We start from the raw sequence: 17,549 nt of genomic DNA, 5'->3' as shown, positions 1-17,549 counted from the left end.
GGGCGGGCCGCTGCCGCTACTCAAAGCAGCGGCAGCGGCCCGTCGTTCTTGATCTCTTCCATGACCGCATAGGTCCGGGTCTCCTTGACGCCCGGGAGCGTCCAGAGGACCTGACCGAGGAAATTGCGGTAGGCGGCCATGTCCTCGAAGCGGGTCTTGACGAGATAGTCGAAGCCGCCGGCTACCATGTGGCATTCGAGCACTGCGGGCGCCTGCTTTATGGCGGCCGCGAACTGATCGAAGACCTCCGGCGTCGTCTTGTCGAGCATCACTTCGATGAAGACCAACAGCCCGAAGCCGAGTTTGTGGGGGTCGAGACGCGCACCGAAGCCGGAGACGTAACCTTCCTTCAGAAGCCGCCTCAGGCGTTCGCTGGTCGCCGTCGGGGAAAGCCCGATCCGGTCCGCCAGCTCCAGATTGGTAATCCGCCCGTCCGCCTGCAGGATATTGAGGATTCTCCGGTCCGTCTTGTCGATCTGGTGCATGGCCGCCTCCGCTTTCGGTGCCTCAGGCGGCAAGCCGTGTTTCGGCGAGCTTCACCCAATAGGAAATTCCGTGCGGAATGGCTTCGTCGTTGAAGTCGTAAGCCGGGTGATGCAGTCCCGCCGTATCGCCATTGCCGATGAAGACGAAGGCGCCCGGCCGGGCCAGCAGCATGTAGGAAAAATCCTCGCCGCCCATCATCGGGTCGAGCGCTGCGTTGACGTTGCCTTCGCCGGCGATCGTGGCGGCCACGGCAAGCGCGTGACCGGCCTCGGCGGCGTGGTTTACCGTCACGGGATAGTTGCGGCCGTACCAGACGTCGACGGTGGCCCCGTAGGCGGCTGCGATGTTCTCGGCGATCTGGCGGATACGGGCTTCGCCGGTGTCGCGCACTTCCGGCGTCAGCGCGCGCACGGTGCCGGCGAGTACGGCCTGTTCGGGGATGACGTTGTGCGCGAAGCCGGCATTGAACTTGGTGACGGAGACGACGATGGAGGCAAGCGGATCGACGGTGCGCGAGGCGATCGTCTGCAGCGCGTTGACGATCTGGGCGCCGATGGCGATCGGGTCGATCGTCTTGTGCGGCTGAGCGGCGTGGCCGCCGCGGCCCTTGACGGTGATGTTGAACTCGTCGGTTGAGGCCATGATCGGGCCGGCGCGGCTGCCGAAATGGCCGACCGGCATCCCCGGCATGTTGTGCATGCCGTAGACCTCTTCGATTGCGAAGCGCTCCATCATGCCGTCCTTCACCATCTCGTTGCCGCCGCCGCCGCCTTCCTCTGCCGGCTGGAAGATCACCGCGACATTGCCGGCGAAGTTCCGCGTTTCGGCGAGGTACTTCGCCGCGCCGAGCAGCATGGCCGTATGGCCGTCATGGCCGCAGGCATGCATCTTGCCGGGGGCCGTCGAGGACCAGGCCCTGCCGCTTGCTTCGGTGATCGGCAGGGCGTCCATGTCGGCCCTGAGCCCGACGGTGCGGCCCGGGCCGCGATTGCCGCGGATGAGGCCGACGACCCCGGTCCGGCCGAGGCCGGTCACGATTTCGTCAACGCCGAATTCCCTCAGTTTTCTTTCGACGAAGGCTGCCGTATTTTCGACCGCGAACAGGAGCTCCGGGTTCTGGTGCAGATGGCGCCGCCATTCGGTCACTTCGTTCTTGAGCTCGGCGGCACGGTTTAGAATCGGCATTGTTCGTTCCTGTCGATCTGTTCGTTCACTTTGGTTCGGCACGTGAGGCCCGACGCTTCTGCATCCGGCTGGAGTCTCGCCGGCGGAGTGTCCGGGCGGTGGATTGGCGCGGCAGCCAGATGAATGGGCTTTGCCATCTCCTTGCCATATAGGCTAAATAGCGGGACGATACGAGGCAACTCCGGAATTTCGAGGTTTGGATTGTGGCAATAGCACGATTCCCGTTGGGCGACAGGTTGGGCAGGATGGGCATGCTCGCGGGGGCTTGCGCCGTCTTCTTGGCTGCGGCGCTGCCTGCATCGGCCAATCCGCGGCTGGTGATCGACGTCGATACGCTCAAGGTCTACGAGCATCAGGACATCTTCCAGAAATGGTATCCGGCGTCGCTGACCAAGCTTATGACGGCCTATACCACGTTCCGGGCCATTCAGGCGGGACAGCTGACGCTGCAAAGCCCGGTGGTCATGACGAAGAACGCCGCTTCGGAGCCGCCGAGCAAGATGTTCTACAAGCCCGGCCAGAAGATGACGCTCGACAGCGCGTTGAAGATGATGCTGATCAAGTCGGCGAACGACGTCGCCGTCGCGATCGCCGAGACGGTCGGCGGATCCGAACAGGCCTTCATCGAGAAGATGAACGCCGAGGCGCGACGCATCGGCATGACCTCGTCGCGTTTCATCAATCCCAACGGCCTGCCCGGCCAGGGGCAATATACGACCGCCCGGGACCTTGCGGTGCTCGCGGTCACGCTGAAGCGCGAATTCCCGCAATATGCTTCCTATTTTGCGCTGGAAGGCTTCACCACCGGCAAGAAGGACTATCCCAATTACAACATGCTGATCGGCCGTTTCGATGGCGCGGACGGCATGAAGACGGGGTTCATTTGCGCCTCGGGCTTCAACCAGGTCTCCTCGGCCAGCCGCGGCGGCCGCAGGGTGGTATCGGTCGTGCTCGGTGAAGACAGCCTTGCAGCGCGTGCCGACGAGTCGGCCAGGCTCCTGCAGATGGCTTTCACCACGGTGAGCACGGGCAAGCCCTCGCTTGCGGAGATCGTCCCTTATGGCGAAACCCGCGGGGTGGTTGCCGACATCAGCAAGGAAATCTGCTCGAAGCAGGCGGCGAAGGTACGCAGCGAGGGGCGTGACGAGGCCGGCCGGCAGAAGCTGCTTTCACCCTATATCCACGAGATCGACCGCCCGCTGAAACTTGCCTTCGCCGGCCTCATACCCGGCAGCGACGACAAGACGGCCAAAGCCGGCAGCGATGCCACGGCACAGGGTGACGCGGTCGAGATCGCCAATGTGCCGATTCCGGTCCCGCGCCCGAGCTTCTGAACGGAGTCTTTTCATGAACGGTCCAATGCGGGTGGTGCCGGTCTCGATCCTCACCGGCTTTCTCGGCGCGGGCAAGACGACCCTTTTGAACCGGGTGCTCAAGGATCCGGCGCTTGCCGACACGGCAGTCATCATCAACGAATTCGGCGATGTCTCCATCGACCACCTCCTGGTCGAGGCGTCGAGTGACGGCGTCATCGAGCTTTCCGACGGCTGCCTGTGCTGCACCGTGCGCGGCGAGCTCGTCGATACGCTGGCCGATCTCATGGACCGGATGCAGACCGGCCGCATCAAGCCGCTGAAGCGCGTCGTCATCGAAACCACCGGTCTTGCCGATCCGGCACCGGTGCTGCAATCCGTCCTCGGCAATCCCGTGATTGCCCAGAATTTCCGGCTGGACGGCGTCGTCACCGTCGTCGATGCGGTCAATGGCGAGCAGACGATCGCCAATCATGTGGAAGCCATGAAGCAGGTCGCGATGGCCGACCGGCTGGTGATCAGCAAGAGCGCGCTCGCCAAAGATGATGGTGCCGGCAGGCTCGAGGCGCGGCTCAGGGATCTCAACCCGCGCGCGCCGATCATCGACGGCGATACGGAAGAGGCGGGCCGGGCCGATCTCTTCGTCTGCGGTCTTTACGACGCCTCAACCAAGGTCGCCGATGTCGGCCGCTGGCTTCAGGACGAGGCCCATGCGGACGGCCACGATCATGACCACCACCACCACCACGAAGATGGTCACGGCCATGGGCACCATCACCATCATCACGACGTCAATCGTCATGGTTCGGACATTCGCTCATTCAGCATCGTGCATGATCGGCCGATCGAACCGATGGCGCTGGAGATGTTCATCGACCTCCTGCGCTCCGCCCATGGGGAAAAGCTCCTGCGCATGAAGGCTATCGTTTCCGTCTCCGACAATCCGGAGCGGCCGGTGGTGCTGCACGGCGTGCAGACGGTCTTTCACGCGCCGGAGCGGCTTGCCGCCTGGCCGGATCCGGCCGATCGCCGGACGCGAATGGTGCTGATCACCAAAGGCCTGGACGAAGCATTCGTGCGCGACCTCTTCGACGCATTCACCGGCAAGCCGCGCGTCGATCGACCGGATGCGCAGGCCCTCGCGGACAACCCCCTGGCGGTGCCGGGGATGAAGTTCTGAGGCCTCCGGCCGGGCTTTCTTCATCACCCCCTGCTCGCGGGGGGCTTGATTTTCAGACCCCTCAGCGCTACGTATATCCCACTCGTATATGGCAAAAAGGAATGGACCTTGGCCAGTTCGACCGTATTCATCAGTAACCGTAGCCAGGCGGTGCGGCTGCCAAAGGCCGTCGCCTTTCCCGAGGGCGTGCATCAGGTCGATATCCTCAAGATCGGCCGCAGCCGCGTGATCGTGCCCCAGGGCAAAAGATGGGACGATCTGTTCCTCAGCGGGCCGCGCGTCAGCGAGGATTTCATGAGCGAGCGTGAGCAGCCGGTGGCGGAAACGCGCGAATCCTTTTGATGCTCACCTATATGCTCGATACCAATATCTGCATCTATGTGATGAAGACCTATCCGCCGGTCGTGCGCGAAAAGTTCAACGGACTGGCGGAGCAGCTTTGTATATCGAGCATCACGCTGGGAGAATTACACTATGGCGCCGAAAAATCGGCCCGGCGCGTCGAGAACCTTACGGCTATCGAACATTTCGTGGCACGGCTGGAGGTGCTGCCGTTCGCAGACAAGGCAGCGGCCCACTACGGGCAGGTTCGGGCTGAACTGGAGCGGACGGGAACGCCATGCGGCCCTCATGACATGCAGATCGGCGCGCATGCGCGCAGCGAAGGGCTGATTGTCGTGACCAACAATATACGCGAGTTCGTCCGCATGCCGGGTGTAAGGGTCGAGAACTGGCTGTGACCGATCCGAAGGCGCGGGAGTGCTTTAATTTGGTTAGCTACACCGCTTGCGGATAAGGAAACGATGTCCGCCTGCGATCGGCTCAGCCTGTTCCAGCCGATGCCCGTCCTCGTTGCAGAAATGCGGGATGTCTATCACGGCCAGCGGGTCCGTCGTTTCGATCTCGATGAGTGCGCCGGGCGTCAGGTTTTCCATTCGCTTGCGCGTCTTCAAAACGGGAAGAGGGCATTTCAGCCCCCTCAGATCGTAGCGTAGCCTCGTTTCCTCGGGCATCAATTGCCCCAGAGTTTCCAAAATGGGCGCTTTTTCGGCTGCTCGGCGGGCTGCTGCTCGGGTGCCGGCGCTTGCGCATTCCCGGCGGGAGCGGCGGCCACCTGAGCACTGTCTTGCGCCGGCGGTGCTGCCTGTTGCCCGCTGGCGGCGGCTTGCGGCTGGCCCGGTGCGGGCTGTTGAGCGGTCGGCTCGCCTGTGCCTTGCTGCGCGGCAGCCTCGGCGGCGGGTGCGGCCGGCGCGGCCGCGGGCTCGCTGCGAGAGAACAGACCCCAGAGCGACTTCCTCGCGGGCTCGGCTTGCACCGCTGCCTGCTCCACGGGGCGCTCGAGCGGGTTGGCCTGCGGCACCGGCAGGCCCTTGCCTTCGCGGGCCGCCTTTTCCAGCGCTTCCTTCTGGATCAAGGTTGCCTGCTTGGCTTCCTCGGCCTCTTTCTGTTCGGCAAGCTTCTTCTCGAGATCGCTCACCTTGAGCAGCTTGCCCGCATCGAGCGAGGTGCCGGTCGGCGCATAGGCAAGCTCGCGGCCCTTGCGCTGGTCGGCGACGACCGCCTTGCGTTCGGCCTCGGTCGGCTCATACCAGACCATGCCGTCGAATTTCTTCAATGCCTTCTCGTAGTCACGCCGGTAGTCCTTGTCGTAGCTGGCCATCGCCATCTGCAGCGCCGGCGGCGTCGTCATGGCAGGGCACTGGCCGGCCGCATTGAACTGCCCCTCGGCCTGCTGATTGAAGACGTATTTCCTCTCGCAGACATTCACTGCCGGCGGGCGCTTGGTCACTTCGAACTGGTCGTAGCCAGCCTTCAGCATCTTCCAGAAGTCGATGTTCGGATTGTCGCGGTGGCGCGCCATGTTTTCCGCCGTCATGCGGAAGGGAAAGGCTTGAAGCTGCACGCTTTCCTGGCCGCCCTTGAACGCGTCGCGGGCGAGCGCGAAGATCTCGATGATCTGCTCGTTCGTCATCGAATAGCAGCCGGCCGAAGAGCAGGCACCGTGGATCATCAGATGCGTGCCGGTGCGGCCGTTGGCCTTGTCGTAGGTGTTCGGATAGCCCGTATTGATCGCCAGGTAGTAGCTCGAATTCGGGTTCATCTGGTGCGGATAGAGCGGATAGAATCCCTCCGGCGCCTGCCGGTCTCCCTCCTTCACCTTGGGCCCGAGCTTGCCCGACCAGGCGCAGATCTTGTAGCTCTTCAGAAGCTGGAACCGGTTCGCCGTGTTCGCCTTCCAGACTTCGAGCGTCCCTTCTTCCTTGAAGATGCGCAACAGGATCGGGGAAGTCTTCTGCATCCCCAGCTCGCGCATCTTGCTGACCATCTTGCTGGAAAGCTGGTACTCGGTCTTGTTCTTGACGGACGACAGGTTGACCGAATCGAGCGTCTCGTTGGTGCAGCCCGCAAGAGCGGCTGCGACAGCGGCGGTGAGGACAAGGTTCCTGAAACGCATCGGCAAAAGCCCGTTCTAGCCACATTTTATCCGTGCACGCCGGTTCCACGAAGGACAGGCGTCAACGAATCAGTACGTCATTATTCTTCACGAAATCTTAACCGTGCAGGCGCCCCCTGCGAATGGCCATCTCTCATGACCTCATGAATATGGCCAAGATTTGGCCACAGTCCGATTTCCGGTTGCTGACGTCAGGGAATAATCGCAATGGTTCGGATGGGAACGGCTCGGGCCGGAGCCGTAATCAGAGGTTACGGCCGATATTCAGATATTTCTGCCGCCGGTCGGCCCGCAATTCGTCGCCATTGCGTGCGGAAAGCTCCTTGAGAGCGTCGCCGATCACGGTTTCCGTGCGGCTGATGACCGCGTCCGGGTCACGGTGGGCTCCACCGACAGGCTCCGGGATTATTCCGTCGATGACGCCGAGCGACTTCAGGTCTTCGGCGGTGATCTTCATGTTGCTGGCGGCCTCCTTGGCGCGCGTCGAGTCGCGCCAGAGGATCGAGGCCGCACCTTCCGGGGAGATCACGCTGTAGATCGCGTGCTCCAGCATGTAGACGCGGTTGCCGGTCGCGATCGCGATCGCGCCGCCCGAACCGCCTTCGCCGATCACCACGGTGACGATCGGCACCTTGACGTTGAGGCACATTTCGGTCGAGCGGGCGATCGCCTCGGCCTGGCCCCGCTCCTCGGCGTTGACGCCCGGATAGGCGCCTGCCGTGTCGACCAGCGTTATCAGCGGCAGGCCGAAACGGTCGGCCATCTCCATTATGCGCGTCGCCTTGCGGTAGCCCTCGGGTCGGGGGCTGCCGAAATTGTGCTTGATGCGCGACTTGGTGTCGTTGCCCTTCTCCTGGCCGATGACGGCGACGGGCGTGCCGTGAAAGCGGGCAAGCCCCGCCTGGATCGCGTCGTCATTGGCGAAATTCCGGTCGCCGGCAAGCGGCGTGAACTCGGTGAAGAGGCGCGAGGCATAGTCCAGGAAATGCGGACGCGAGGGGTGGCGAGCGACCTGGGTCTTCTGCCAGGGGGACAATTTGGAATAGATCTCGACCATCGCATCGCGGACGCGCCCTTCCAATCGGGCGATCTCGTCTGATGTGTTAACGCTCTCGTCTTCGCTGGCGAGCTTCTTCAGTTCGAGAATCTTGCCTTCGAGATCAGAGATGGGTTTTTCGAAGTCGAGATAATTGTGCATCAGACGCGTTTCCGATCGTTTTTCGACAAGGGCCGCCCTGCCAAGCCATTCCGTCAGGCGGACCTAATCCTGTTTTTTCGCCTGTTTGGCAAGGGGGTGATGGTTTTGCACGAGGTCGTGAAGCCGTTCCTCCAGCACATGCGTATAGATTTGTGTCGTGGAAATGTCCGAATGGCCGAGCAGTTCCTGTACGGCGCGAAGGTCGGCGCCGTTGGCGAGCAGATGACTGGCGAAGGCGTGGCGCAGCACGTGCGGCGAAATCGCTGTCACCCGGATGCCTGCCCGTGCCGCAAGGCTCTTGAGGTCGCGGGCAAAGACCTGCCGCGGCAGATGGCCGGACTTGCCATTGGAGGGGAACAGCCAGGGGCTGTCCGCACTCTCTTCCTGCAGTGCTTCCCCATAGGCCCGCATGGCGCGGATCGCCGCCTGCGACAGCGGTACGAGCCTTTCCTTGTTACCCTTGCCGCGAATGATGAGAAAACGCCCGTTCTGCGCAAGCACGCTCGCCGGCAGCGACACGAGCTCGCTGACGCGCATGCCTGTCGCATAAAGGAGCTCGATCAGCGCGTGCATGCGCAATTTCGCCATCGCGTCGTCGCTGCCGGATTTCGCCTCCGCTTCCGCCTGGCCGATCAGCCGAGTGACGTCTTCGATGCTGAGGGTCTTCGGAAGGGTGCGGACTTTCTTCGGCGCGTCGAGGATGCCCGTCGGGTCGTCCGTGCGCAGCCCTTCCGCATAGAGGAACTTGTAAAATTGCCGGAGGGCCGAGAGCCGCCGCGCCTGCGACGACGCTTTGAAGCCCTGGCCTGCGAGATGGGAGAGATAGCTTCTGAGATCGTCGGCCGAGGCGTCGGTAAGCCCGGTGCCGCGCGAGCGCAGGAAGGAACGCGCGTCCTCGAGGTCGCGCTCGTAGGATTGCAGCGTGTTCGCCGCCGCTCCACGCTCGGCGCTCATCATTTCCAGGAAGGCTTCGACGTAGGCTGCGGACATATCCGTCATTGCGGCTTGTTGACCCGTTCGGAGGGAATGCGCACCGTCACGTCCCGCTCAACCGGGACGACGAAAGTGACGAGCGCCACCATCGTGCCATAGACCATGCCGGCCGCGACGGCGCAGATGAACAGGAAGCGGAAGAGGGTGGGCATTCAAGTCTCCTCTGCATGGCGCCGGAAAACCGGACCTTTTCGCGGGCGGACCATGCAGCCGTTCGAAACGCTGTCGCGCGTCCAATATGAACGCCGCAGCGGGTGCGTGAACTATATGAACGGCGCCGACCAAGAGTGCAAGAAGCCGGCCCCCGATCCTTGCAGCGCCGCGCGTCTAATCAGGCGCAAAGGCCGCCGATCCGCACCTCCAAGCGAAGGCGCCGAAAATCATTGAATCGGATAAGTGGGAAGTGGTAGTATCAAGTAGTAGTAGAGGGATGTGCCATGCAAACGGAAAAGCTCAGTATCAGTCTGCCGGTCGACATGGCGCGCATGGTGCGCCGCCGGGTCGAGGACGGGGCTTACGCCTCAAACAGTGAAGTCATCCGTGAGGCATTGCGACTGTGGCAGCAGCGCGAACAGGAACGCGGGCATCGCCTTGATGTCATCCGCGCCAGCCTCGATGCCGCTGCCAACGATCCGGCACGCCATGGCAGCGCCGAGGTTTCGGCTCATTTTGACCGTCTTCTGACCGAGGCAGAGAAGACTGCCAAGTCGTGAGCCGCGAACTCGTCTTTACGCCGGCGGCGCTCGCCGATCTAGAGGAGACATTTTGGTTTGTCGCCGCCGATAATCCTCGTCGCGCCCGCAGCTACGTCGCAGAGATCGAACAAGCCTGCCGCAATCTCTGCGAGACGCCGTTGATGGGCCGTGGAAGACCGGATTTGCGGTCGAACCTGTTTATCTTCCCGCTTTGGCGACGTGTTCTGATCGCCTACGAACTGCCGGACAATCGCGTAGATATTCTGCGCGTGTTTTCAGGCGGGCAGGATTACGAAGCAATCATGTCTGGCGAGTAGGTAGGCCCTGATCTGCAGTGCCGACGGCTTGACGCTCCCCCCCGATTTGTCGATACCGGAGAGGAATGGGGAATTTGAAGCGCAATGAACGATGTGACCGAACCGGTTTCCGCGACGCTGGCCGAAAGGGCGAAGCGCACTCTCGGTAAGCGCAATCTCGTTTTCATCGGCCTGATGGGGGCAGGTAAATCGGCAATCGGTCGGCTGACCGCCCAGGCGCTCGGCGTTCCTTTCGTCGATTCCGACCACGAGATCGAGCGGGTCTCGCGCATGACGGTCAGCGATCTCTTCGCGACCTACGGCGAGGAAGAGTTCCGGGCGCTGGAGGCCCGCGTGCTGAAGCGCCTGCTCAGGTCCGGCCCGCGGGTGGTGTCGACCGGCGGCGGCGCCTATATCAACGAGCGCTCGCGGCGGCATATCAAGAAGGGCGGCCTGACGATCTGGCTCAACGCCGAGCTTGACGTGCTATGGGAGCGGGTAAACAAGCGCGACACCCGGCCGCTTCTGAAGACCGAGAATCCGAAGCAGACGCTCGAGAACCTGATGCGCGCGCGCTACCCGATCTATGCCGAGGCGGACCTGACCGTTCTCTCGCGCGATGTGAAAAAGGAAGCGATGGTCGAGGAGGTTCTCGCCGCCATCGCCGATCATCAGAAAGCCTGAAGCATGACCAGCCATGTGATGCCAACCGCCGAGCGCAAGGTCCGCGTCGATCTCGCAGAGCGTTCCTACGATATCCTCATCGGCCCCGGTCTGATCGCCGCGGCAGGCAGGGAGATCGCTTCCCGGCTCAAGGGCCGGAAGATGGCGGTCATCACCGACGAGAACGTCGCGCCGCGTTATCTCGAGCCACTGATGGCGAGCCTCGGGGAAAGCGGCATCGAGGCCGTCTCCCTCATCCTGCCGGCAGGCGAGAAGACCAAGAGCTTCGAGCACCTGATCCCGGTTTGCGAAGCCATCCTCGGCGCCAGAATCGAGCGCAACGACGCGGTGATCGCGCTCGGCGGCGGCGTCATCGGCGATCTTACCGGCTTTGCCGCCGGTATCGTCCGCCGCGGTTCGCGCTTCATCCAGATCCCGACATCGCTGCTGGCGCAGGTCGATTCCTCGGTCGGAGGCAAGACCGGGATCAATTCGCCGCATGGCAAGAACCTGATCGGCGTCTTCCATCAGCCCGACCTCGTCCTCGCCGATACTGCCGCGCTCGACACGCTGAGCCCGCGCGAATTCCGCGCAGGCTATGCCGAGGTCGCGAAATACGGCCTTATCGACAAGCCGGAGTTCTTCGAATGGCTCGAGAAAAACTGGCAGGCGGTGTTTGCAGGCGGACCCGCCCGGATCGAGGCGATTGCCGTCAGCTGCCAGGCAAAGGCTGACGTCGTTGCCGCGGACGAGCGCGAAAACGGACGTCGCGCCCTCCTCAACCTCGGCCATACCTTCGGTCATGCGCTGGAGGCCGCCACCGATTACGACAGCAAGCGGCTGGTGCATGGAGAGGGCGTTGCGATCGGCATGGTTCTGGCGCATGAGTTTTCAGCCCGGATGAATCTTGCGAGCCCCGACGATGCGCGGCGGGTGGAGGCCCATCTGAAAACCGTCGGCCTGCCGACGCGCCTCGCCGACATTCCCGGTGCATTGCCGCCGGCCGATCGGCTGATGGAGGCGATCGCCCAGGACAAGAAGGTGAAGGGAGGCAAGCTCACCTTCATCCTTACGAGGGGCATAGGCCAGTCCTTCGTGGCGGACGACGTGCCCTCCTCGGAGGTGTTGAGCTTTCTTACGGAAAAGCATCCGCGATGACCGATGTGCTCCTGGGCTTTCTGACGGAATACTGGCTGTCGCTGCTTTCCGTTATCTGCCTTCTCGTTATTTCAGCCTTTTTCTCCGGCTCCGAGACGGCGCTGACCGCGGCCTCGCGCTCGCGGATGCATACGCTGGAGAACAACGGCGAGGAGCGGGCCGGCATGGTCACCCGGCTGATCGAGCGTCGCGACCGTCTGATCGGGACGCTGCTCATCGGCAACAACCTCGTCAACATTCTGGCCTCGTCGCTGACGACGAGCCTGCTGATCGGCCTCTTCGGCGATTCGGGCGTGGCGATCGCCACAGTCGCCATGACGGTACTGCTCGTCATCTTCTCCGAGGTCCTGCCGAAGAGCTGGGCGATCGCGTCGCCGGACCGGTTTGCGCTGGCGGTTGCGCCTTGGGTTCGCCCCTTCGTTGCCGTCGTGGGTCCGGTATCCTCCCTCGTCAACGCAATTGTCAGGCGCATCCTGCACCTCTTCGGCATCAATCTTTCTTCCGACCTGCCGATGCTCACCGCGCATGAGGAACTGCGCGGCGCGGTCAATCTGCTCCACCGCGAAGGGTCGGTCATCAAGGCGGACCGCGACCGGCTCGGCGGGGTGCTCGATCTCGGCGAACTCGAAGTTTCCGACGTCATGATCCACCGGACCGGCATGCGGGCGATCAATGCGGATGATCCGCCCCAGACCTGCGTGCGCGAGATCCTCGAAAGTCCGTTTACACGCCTGCCGTTGTGGCGCGGCTCGGCCGACAACATCATCGGCGTCGTCCATTCCAAGGACCTGCTCCGGGCGCTCGCCGAGCCGAATGTGGAGCCCGAGACGCTCGATATCGTCAAGATTGCGCAGAAACCCTGGTTCGTTCCGGATTCGACCAATCTCAAGGACCAGCTCAACGCCTTCCTGCGCCGCAAGCTGCATCTTGCGATCGTGGTCGACGAATACGGCCAGGTGCAGGGGCTCGTCACGCTGGAGGATATTCTCGAAGAGATCGTCGGCGACATTGCCGACGAGCACGACATCGACATCCAGGGCGTACGTCAGGAGGCCGACGGTTCGATCGTCGTCGATGGTTCCGTGCCGATCCGCGACCTCAACCGGGCGCTGGACTGGTCGTTGCCGGACGAGGAGGCGACGACGGTTGCCGGCCTCGTGATCCATGAATCGAAGAGCATTCCGGAGGAACGGCAGGCCTTCACGTTCTACGGCAAGCGTTTCACGGTGATGAAGCGGGTGAAGAACCGGATCACCAAGCTGCGCATCCGCGCGGCCGAGGACGAGGGGCAGGTGGGTTAGGACCTGTGGACACTTATGGATAGGGGTTTGATTTTGCACAAATCGGTCAATGCCAAGGATTTTTCCGCAGCAAAGGGTTGTCCCCTTTGCAAGGGAAAAGCCGCCGGCAGTGGGCGATTTGTGCAAAACCCTTCGGGCGGCCCATATTGCGGTGCCTTGTCGCGAAAAATCCGGCTTGCAGGCGGACGGCCTGCGGCGCCGTATTTTCCACGAAAGTCCCTCGCAATTTGGGCCGTCAAATCCCTATCCATAAGTGTCCACAGGTCCTAGGGCAGTTCACCAGCGCGTCGCTTCCCCTGGCGCAGCCGGTTCCACCGCCAAAGCATGGAGGCCGGCATCGAGCTCCGGCTTCAGCAGATCGTTTATGGCGCGGTGGCGCGCCACACGGCTCATGCCGGTAAAGACGCTCGAAACGATGCGGACGCGCATATGCGTTTCGCCGCCGCCGTCGAATTCCGGCTGATGACCGGCATGCTGATCGCTCTCATTGATCACCATCAGCCGCTCGGGATGGAAGGCTTGCATGAGCTTCTCTTCGATGCGGCGTTGCAGCGACATGTCTTCAGTCCCATTTCCCTGTTTTGCTGCAAGGGGCGGAGCCAGGCGGCAGCGTCTCCCATGCAATGCAAAATGCCCGCACAAAGCCAGTAACATTCCGTTTTGTCAATTCTTGTTGTCGCCCTCTGCAAACCCCATAATGTGCGTCATGAAGCTCGATTCAAAATATTTCGACCGCATCCGAACGCGCCCCCGGGGTCAAGCGCGCGTGGAGCCGTCTGCGCCGGTGTGCCAATGGGATGGCTGCGACAATACGGCAGTTCATCGGGCACCCGTCGGGCGCAATGCCGAGGGCGAGTATTTCATGTTCTGCTTCGAGCATGTGAAGGAGTACAACAAGGGCTACAACTATTTTTCCGGCCTCTCCGACACCGAGATCGCCCGCTACCAGAAGGAAGCGGTGACCGGCCATCGTCCGACCTGGACGGTCGGTGTCAACAAGAGCGCCCGCAACGGCCCGACACAGTCGCAGATGCGCTCCGGCACCGCCGGCGCACAGGCGCGCATGCGCGATCCTTTCGGATTTTTCAACGAGGCGCGCGCCCGCCAGGCACGGCACGAACCGCGCATGCGCAAGCTGAAGACACTCGAGGCCAAGGCCTTCGAGACGCTGGGGCTTGCGGCCTCGGCGACGACCGCCGACATCAAGGCGGCATACAAGGAGCTCGTCAAGAAGCACCACCCCGACGCAAATGGCGGAGACAGGGGGTCGGAAGACCGCTTTCGGGCGGTTATTCAAGCCTACCAATTGTTAAAACAGGCTGGTTTCTGCTAACAACCCGGATTATGACAGAAGCACACTTTGCAGGCGAATGCGCGGGTGCCGGCGGGCGTCCGCTCTGGAGTTATGATGAGCAAGATTGACCTCGACATTTCCAACCTCCCCGACACGACGGTCTCTGTCCGGGAGGCTTTCGGCATCGACACGGATCTGCGCGTTCCGGCCTATTCGAAGGGCGATGCCTATGTGCCCGAAATCGACCCGGACTACCTCTTCGATCGTGAGACGACGCTCGCCATTCTCGCCGGCTTCGCCCACAACCGGCGCGTGATGGTTTCCGGTTATCACGGCACCGGCAAGTCGACCCATATCGAGCAGGTCGCGGCGCGGCTCAACTGGCCATGCGTGCGCGTCAACCTCGACAGCCATGTCAGCCGCATCGATCTGGTCGGCAAGGACGCGATCGTCGTCAAGGACGGGCTTCAGGTGACCGAGTTCAAGGACGGCATCCTGCCCTGGGCCTATCAGCACAATGTCGCGCTCGTCTTCGACGAATACGATGCCGGCCGGCCCGACGTCATGTTCGTGATCCAGCGCGTGCTGGAGTCCTCCGGCCGCCTGACGCTGCTCGACCAGAGCCGCGTCATCCGCCCGCATCCGGCCTTCCGATTGTTTGCGACGGCAAACACCGTCGGTCTCGGCGACACGACCGGCCTCTATCACGGTACGCAGCAGATCAACCAGGCCCAGATGGACCGCTGGTCGATCGTGACGGCGCTCAATTACCTGCCGCACGACAAGGAAGTCGACATCGTTTCCGCCAAGGTCAAGGGCTTCGTCGCCGACAAGGGCCGCGAGACGGTCTCCAAGATGGTCCGCGTCGCCGACCTGACGCGTGCCGCCTTCATCAACGGCGACCTGTCGACCGTCATGAGCCCGCGCACAGTCATCACCTGGGCCGAGAACGCCTATATCTTCGGCGACATCGCCTTTGCGTTCCGCGTGACTTTCCTCAACAAGTGCGACGAGCTGGAGCGGGCGCTGGTCGCCGAGCATTATCAGCGCGCCTTCGGCGTCGAACTCAAGGAGAGCGCTGCCAACATCGTGCTGGAAGCGACCGCCTGAAAATCGATGTGCTCGCATAACGGCCGATCCGGTTGAAGAAGGAATTGTCGTGAGTTCGAATTCCAAGGCGAAACCGACTACGAGGGAAAACGCCGCCGAACCGTTCAAGCGGGCGCTTTCCGGCTGCATCCGGTCGATCGCCGGTGATGCGGAGCTGGAGGTCGCTTTCGCCAATGAGCGGCCGGGAATGACAGCCGAACGCATCCGGCTGCCGGAGCTCTCCAAGCGCCCGACCCGTCAGGAGCTGGCAGTGGCGCGCGGCCTCGGCGATTCCATGGCGCTGCGCAAGGCCTGCCACGATGCTCGGGTCCATGCGACGATGTCGCCGCAAGGGGCGGACGCCCGGGCGATCTTCGATGCGGTCGAGCAGGCGCGCGTCGAGGCGATCGGCGCACTCAGGATGCCGGGCGTGGCGGGCAACCTCTCCTCCATGCTCGAGGAGAAATACAGCAAGGCGAATTTCGCTGCGATCCACGCTCAATCGGACGCGCCGCTCGAAGAGGCGGTGGCACTGCTCGTGCGCGAGAAACTGACCGGGGAGAAGCCGCCGGAGTCCGCCGGTCAGGTCCTCGACCTCTGGCGCGACTTCATCGAGCAGAAGGCCGGTCCCGACATGCGCAATCTGGCCGGTACGATCAACGACCAGCAGGCCTTCGCCCGCGTCGTGCGCGACATGCTGTCTTCGATGGATGTTGCCGAGAAATACGGCGAGGACGATAACGAGCCGGACGAGCAGGAGAGCGAGACCGACGAGGACCAGCCGCGCAGCCAGGAGCAGGACGAAAACGCCAGCGACGAGGAAGAAGGCTCCGACGCCGCGCCCGCCGACGAAAACCAGTCTGCCGAGGAGCAGATGGAAGAAGGCGAGATGGATGGCGCGGAAATTTCCGACGACGATCTCCAGGACGAGAGCGATGAGGACAGCGAAACGCCGGGCGAGGTGAAGCGGCCCAACCATCCCTTCGCGGATTTCAACGAGAAGGTCGACTATTCGGTCTATACCCGGGAGTTCGATGAAACCATCGCCTCCGAGGAGCTCTGCGACGAGGCGGAGCTCGACCGGTTGCGCGCCTTTCTCGACAAGCAGCTCGCCCATCTCCAGGGCGCGGTCGGACGCCTTGCAAACCGCCTGCAGCGCCGCCTGATGGCGCAGCAGAACCGGTCCTGGGAGTTCGATCTCGAAGAGGGCTATCTCGACTCCGCCCGCCTGCAGCGCATCATCATCGATCCGATGCAGCCGCTCTCCTTCAAACGCGAGAAGGACACGAATTTCCGCGACACGGTCGTCACGCTCCTGATCGACAATTCCGGTTCGATGCGCGGCCGCCCGATCACCGTCGCCGCGACCTGCGCCGACATTCTTGCGCGCACACTGGAGCGCTGCGGCGTGAAGGTCGAGATCCTGGGTTTCACGACCAAGGCGTGGAAGGGCGGACAATCGCGCGAGAAATGGCTTGCCGGCGGCAAGCCTCAGTCGCCGGGCCGCCTCAACGACCTGCGCCACATCATCTACAAGTCCGCCGACGCGCCCTGGCGTCGCGCGCGCCGCAATCTCGGCCTGATGATGCGCGAGGGACTGCTCAAGGAGAACATCGACGGCGAGGCGCTGATGTGGGCGCATGATCGTCTCCTGGCGCGGTCCGAGCAGCGACGCATCCTGATGATGATTTCGGACGGTGCGCCGGTCGACGATTCCACTCTGTCGGTGAACCCCGGAAATTACCTCGAGCGGCATCTGCGCGCCGTTATCGAGCAGATCGAGACGCGCTCGCCGGTCGAGCTGCTTGCGATCGGCATCGGGCATGACGTCACACGCTATTATCGCCGCGCCGTGACCATCGTCGATGCGGACGAACTGGCGGGGGCGATGACGGACCAGCTTGCGGCGCTCTTCGAGGACGAGAGTATGCGCCGCCGCCCGGGCGGAGCGCGTCGCGCCGGTTGACGGATTTCCGGCCGCGGCCACCCCCTAGGACCTGTGGACACTTATGGATAGGGATTTGACGGCCCAAATTGCGAGGGACTTTCGTGGAAAATCCGGCGCCGCAGGCCGTCCGCCTGCAAGCCGGATTTTTCGCGACAAGGCACCGCAATATGGTCCGCCCGAAGGGTTTTGCACAAATCGCCCACTGCCGGCGGCTTTTCCCTTGCAAAGGGGGCAACCCTTTGCTGCGGAAAAATCCTTGGCATTGACCGATTGGTGCAAAATCAAACCCCTATCC

General features: G+C 62.8%; 20 protein-coding genes. 12 read left to right on the top strand and 8 right to left on the bottom strand.

Going from position 1 to position 17,549, the window contains the following annotated elements:
• Positions 1 to 20 precede the first annotated feature (20 nt).
• Entirely contained in the window at positions 21 to 485 is a 465-nt protein-coding gene (locus PZL22_RS14945; protein WP_010970133.1) for an Lrp/AsnC ligand binding domain-containing protein, read from the bottom strand.
• A gap of 22 nt (positions 486 to 507) precedes the next feature.
• Positions 508 to 1,671, bottom strand: a complete 1,164-nt coding sequence (locus tag PZL22_RS14940; RefSeq protein ID WP_003527494.1) for a M20 aminoacylase family protein — start codon at positions 1,669 to 1,671, stop codon at positions 508 to 510.
• A gap of 251 nt (positions 1,672 to 1,922) precedes the next feature.
• Between PZL22_RS14940 and PZL22_RS14935 the strand changes: the two genes are divergently transcribed.
• From PZL22_RS14935 to vapC, 4 genes are all read left to right on the top strand, one after another.
• Positions 1,923 to 3,005: a D-alanyl-D-alanine carboxypeptidase family protein gene (locus PZL22_RS14935; RefSeq protein ID WP_003527492.1), complete on the top strand. Its 1,083-nt coding sequence runs from the start codon at positions 1,923 to 1,925 to the stop codon at positions 3,003 to 3,005.
• Positions 3,006 to 3,018: 13 nt separating this feature from the next.
• Positions 3,019 to 4,164 carry a CobW family GTP-binding protein gene (locus PZL22_RS14930; RefSeq protein WP_003527490.1) on the top strand — a complete coding sequence of 382 codons (1,146 nt, stop codon included), beginning with the start codon at positions 3,019 to 3,021 and terminating at the stop codon, positions 4,162 to 4,164.
• Positions 4,165 to 4,272: 108 nt separating this feature from the next.
• On the top strand, positions 4,273 to 4,506 hold the full coding sequence (gene vapB, locus PZL22_RS14925) for a type II toxin-antitoxin system antitoxin VapB (protein WP_003527488.1): 234 nt from the start codon (positions 4,273 to 4,275) through the stop codon (positions 4,504 to 4,506).
• Complete coding sequence (gene vapC, locus PZL22_RS14920) at positions 4,506 to 4,904, top strand: type II toxin-antitoxin system toxin VapC (protein ID WP_003527486.1); 399 nt, start codon at positions 4,506 to 4,508, stop codon at positions 4,902 to 4,904. The genes vapB and vapC overlap by 1 nt, the downstream gene beginning before the upstream one ends.
• Positions 4,905 to 4,937: 33 nt before the next feature.
• Here the strand turns inward: vapC and PZL22_RS14915 are convergent, their stop codons facing one another.
• From PZL22_RS14915 to PZL22_RS14895, 5 genes are all read right to left on the bottom strand, one after another.
• Positions 4,938 to 5,177, bottom strand: coding sequence for a sulfurtransferase TusA family protein (locus PZL22_RS14915; protein WP_033048505.1), 240 nt, complete (start codon positions 5,175 to 5,177; stop codon positions 4,938 to 4,940).
• Positions 5,177 to 6,619: a L,D-transpeptidase family protein gene (locus PZL22_RS14910; protein ID WP_003527482.1), complete on the bottom strand. Its 1,443-nt coding sequence runs from the start codon at positions 6,617 to 6,619 to the stop codon at positions 5,177 to 5,179. Before PZL22_RS14910 ends, PZL22_RS14915 begins: the two co-directional genes overlap by 1 nt.
• Before the next feature lie 244 nt (positions 6,620 to 6,863).
• Complete coding sequence (locus PZL22_RS14905) at positions 6,864 to 7,817, bottom strand: acetyl-CoA carboxylase carboxyltransferase subunit alpha (RefSeq protein ID WP_003527479.1); 954 nt, start codon at positions 7,815 to 7,817, stop codon at positions 6,864 to 6,866.
• 63 nt (positions 7,818 to 7,880) lie between these two features.
• On the bottom strand, positions 7,881 to 8,816 hold the full coding sequence (xerD, locus tag PZL22_RS14900; RefSeq protein ID WP_003527477.1) for a site-specific tyrosine recombinase XerD: 936 nt from the start codon (positions 8,814 to 8,816) through the stop codon (positions 7,881 to 7,883).
• A complete protein-coding gene (locus tag PZL22_RS14895; RefSeq protein ID WP_003527468.1) occupies positions 8,813 to 8,962 on the bottom strand; it encodes a hypothetical protein in 150 nt (49 codons plus the stop codon). The genes xerD and PZL22_RS14895 overlap by 4 nt, the downstream gene beginning before the upstream one ends.
• Positions 8,963 to 9,247: 285 nt before the next feature.
• Here PZL22_RS14895 and PZL22_RS14890 point away from each other — a divergent pair, with 285 nt between their 5' ends.
• From PZL22_RS14890 to PZL22_RS14870, 5 genes are all read left to right on the top strand, one after another.
• Positions 9,248 to 9,523, top strand: a complete 276-nt coding sequence (locus PZL22_RS14890; RefSeq protein ID WP_003527463.1) for a type II toxin-antitoxin system ParD family antitoxin — start codon at positions 9,248 to 9,250, stop codon at positions 9,521 to 9,523.
• Entirely contained in the window at positions 9,520 to 9,822 is a 303-nt protein-coding gene (locus PZL22_RS14885; RefSeq protein WP_003527462.1) for a type II toxin-antitoxin system RelE/ParE family toxin, read from the top strand. Before PZL22_RS14890 ends, PZL22_RS14885 begins: the two co-directional genes overlap by 4 nt.
• 84 nt (positions 9,823 to 9,906) lie before the next feature.
• Complete coding sequence (locus PZL22_RS14880; protein ID WP_003527461.1) at positions 9,907 to 10,485, top strand: shikimate kinase; 579 nt, start codon at positions 9,907 to 9,909, stop codon at positions 10,483 to 10,485.
• Positions 10,486 to 10,488: 3 nt separating this feature from the next.
• On the top strand, positions 10,489 to 11,622 hold the full coding sequence (aroB, locus tag PZL22_RS14875; RefSeq protein WP_003527460.1) for a 3-dehydroquinate synthase: 1,134 nt from the start codon (positions 10,489 to 10,491) through the stop codon (positions 11,620 to 11,622).
• The gene (locus PZL22_RS14870) at positions 11,619 to 12,923 is read left to right on the top strand and encodes an HlyC/CorC family transporter (protein ID WP_003527459.1); all 1,305 of its coding nucleotides are present in this window, start codon (positions 11,619 to 11,621) and stop codon (positions 12,921 to 12,923) included. Before aroB ends, PZL22_RS14870 begins: the two co-directional genes overlap by 4 nt.
• Before the next feature lie 276 nt (positions 12,924 to 13,199).
• Here PZL22_RS14870 and PZL22_RS14865 read toward each other — a convergent pair whose 3' ends face one another.
• Positions 13,200 to 13,481: a BolA family protein gene (locus tag PZL22_RS14865; RefSeq protein WP_003527458.1), complete on the bottom strand. Its 282-nt coding sequence runs from the start codon at positions 13,479 to 13,481 to the stop codon at positions 13,200 to 13,202.
• A gap of 139 nt (positions 13,482 to 13,620) precedes the next feature.
• On the opposite strand from PZL22_RS14865, the gene PZL22_RS14860 reads away from it, so the two are divergent.
• The 3 genes from PZL22_RS14860 to cobT all read left to right on the top strand — a co-directional run bounded on the left by PZL22_RS14860 (position 13,621) and on the right by cobT (position 17,272).
• On the top strand, positions 13,621 to 14,256 hold the full coding sequence (locus PZL22_RS14860) for a J domain-containing protein (RefSeq protein ID WP_003527457.1): 636 nt from the start codon (positions 13,621 to 13,623) through the stop codon (positions 14,254 to 14,256).
• Positions 14,257 to 14,331: 75 nt separating this feature from the next.
• Positions 14,332 to 15,327, top strand: a complete 996-nt coding sequence (gene cobS / locus PZL22_RS14855) for a cobaltochelatase subunit CobS (RefSeq protein ID WP_003527456.1) — start codon at positions 14,332 to 14,334, stop codon at positions 15,325 to 15,327.
• Positions 15,328 to 15,376: 49 nt separating this feature from the next.
• Positions 15,377 to 17,272: a cobaltochelatase subunit CobT gene (cobT, locus tag PZL22_RS14850; protein WP_284718701.1), complete on the top strand. Its 1,896-nt coding sequence runs from the start codon at positions 15,377 to 15,379 to the stop codon at positions 17,270 to 17,272.
• Positions 17,273 to 17,549 lie beyond the last annotated feature (277 nt).

The sequence above is a fragment of the Ensifer meliloti genome (assembly GCF_030064585.1).
Taxonomy (GTDB): domain Bacteria; phylum Pseudomonadota; class Alphaproteobacteria; order Rhizobiales; family Rhizobiaceae; genus Sinorhizobium; species Sinorhizobium meliloti.
The sequence above is the reverse complement of the archived record's forward strand: the minus strand, read 5'-3'. Positions and strand labels throughout refer to the sequence as shown.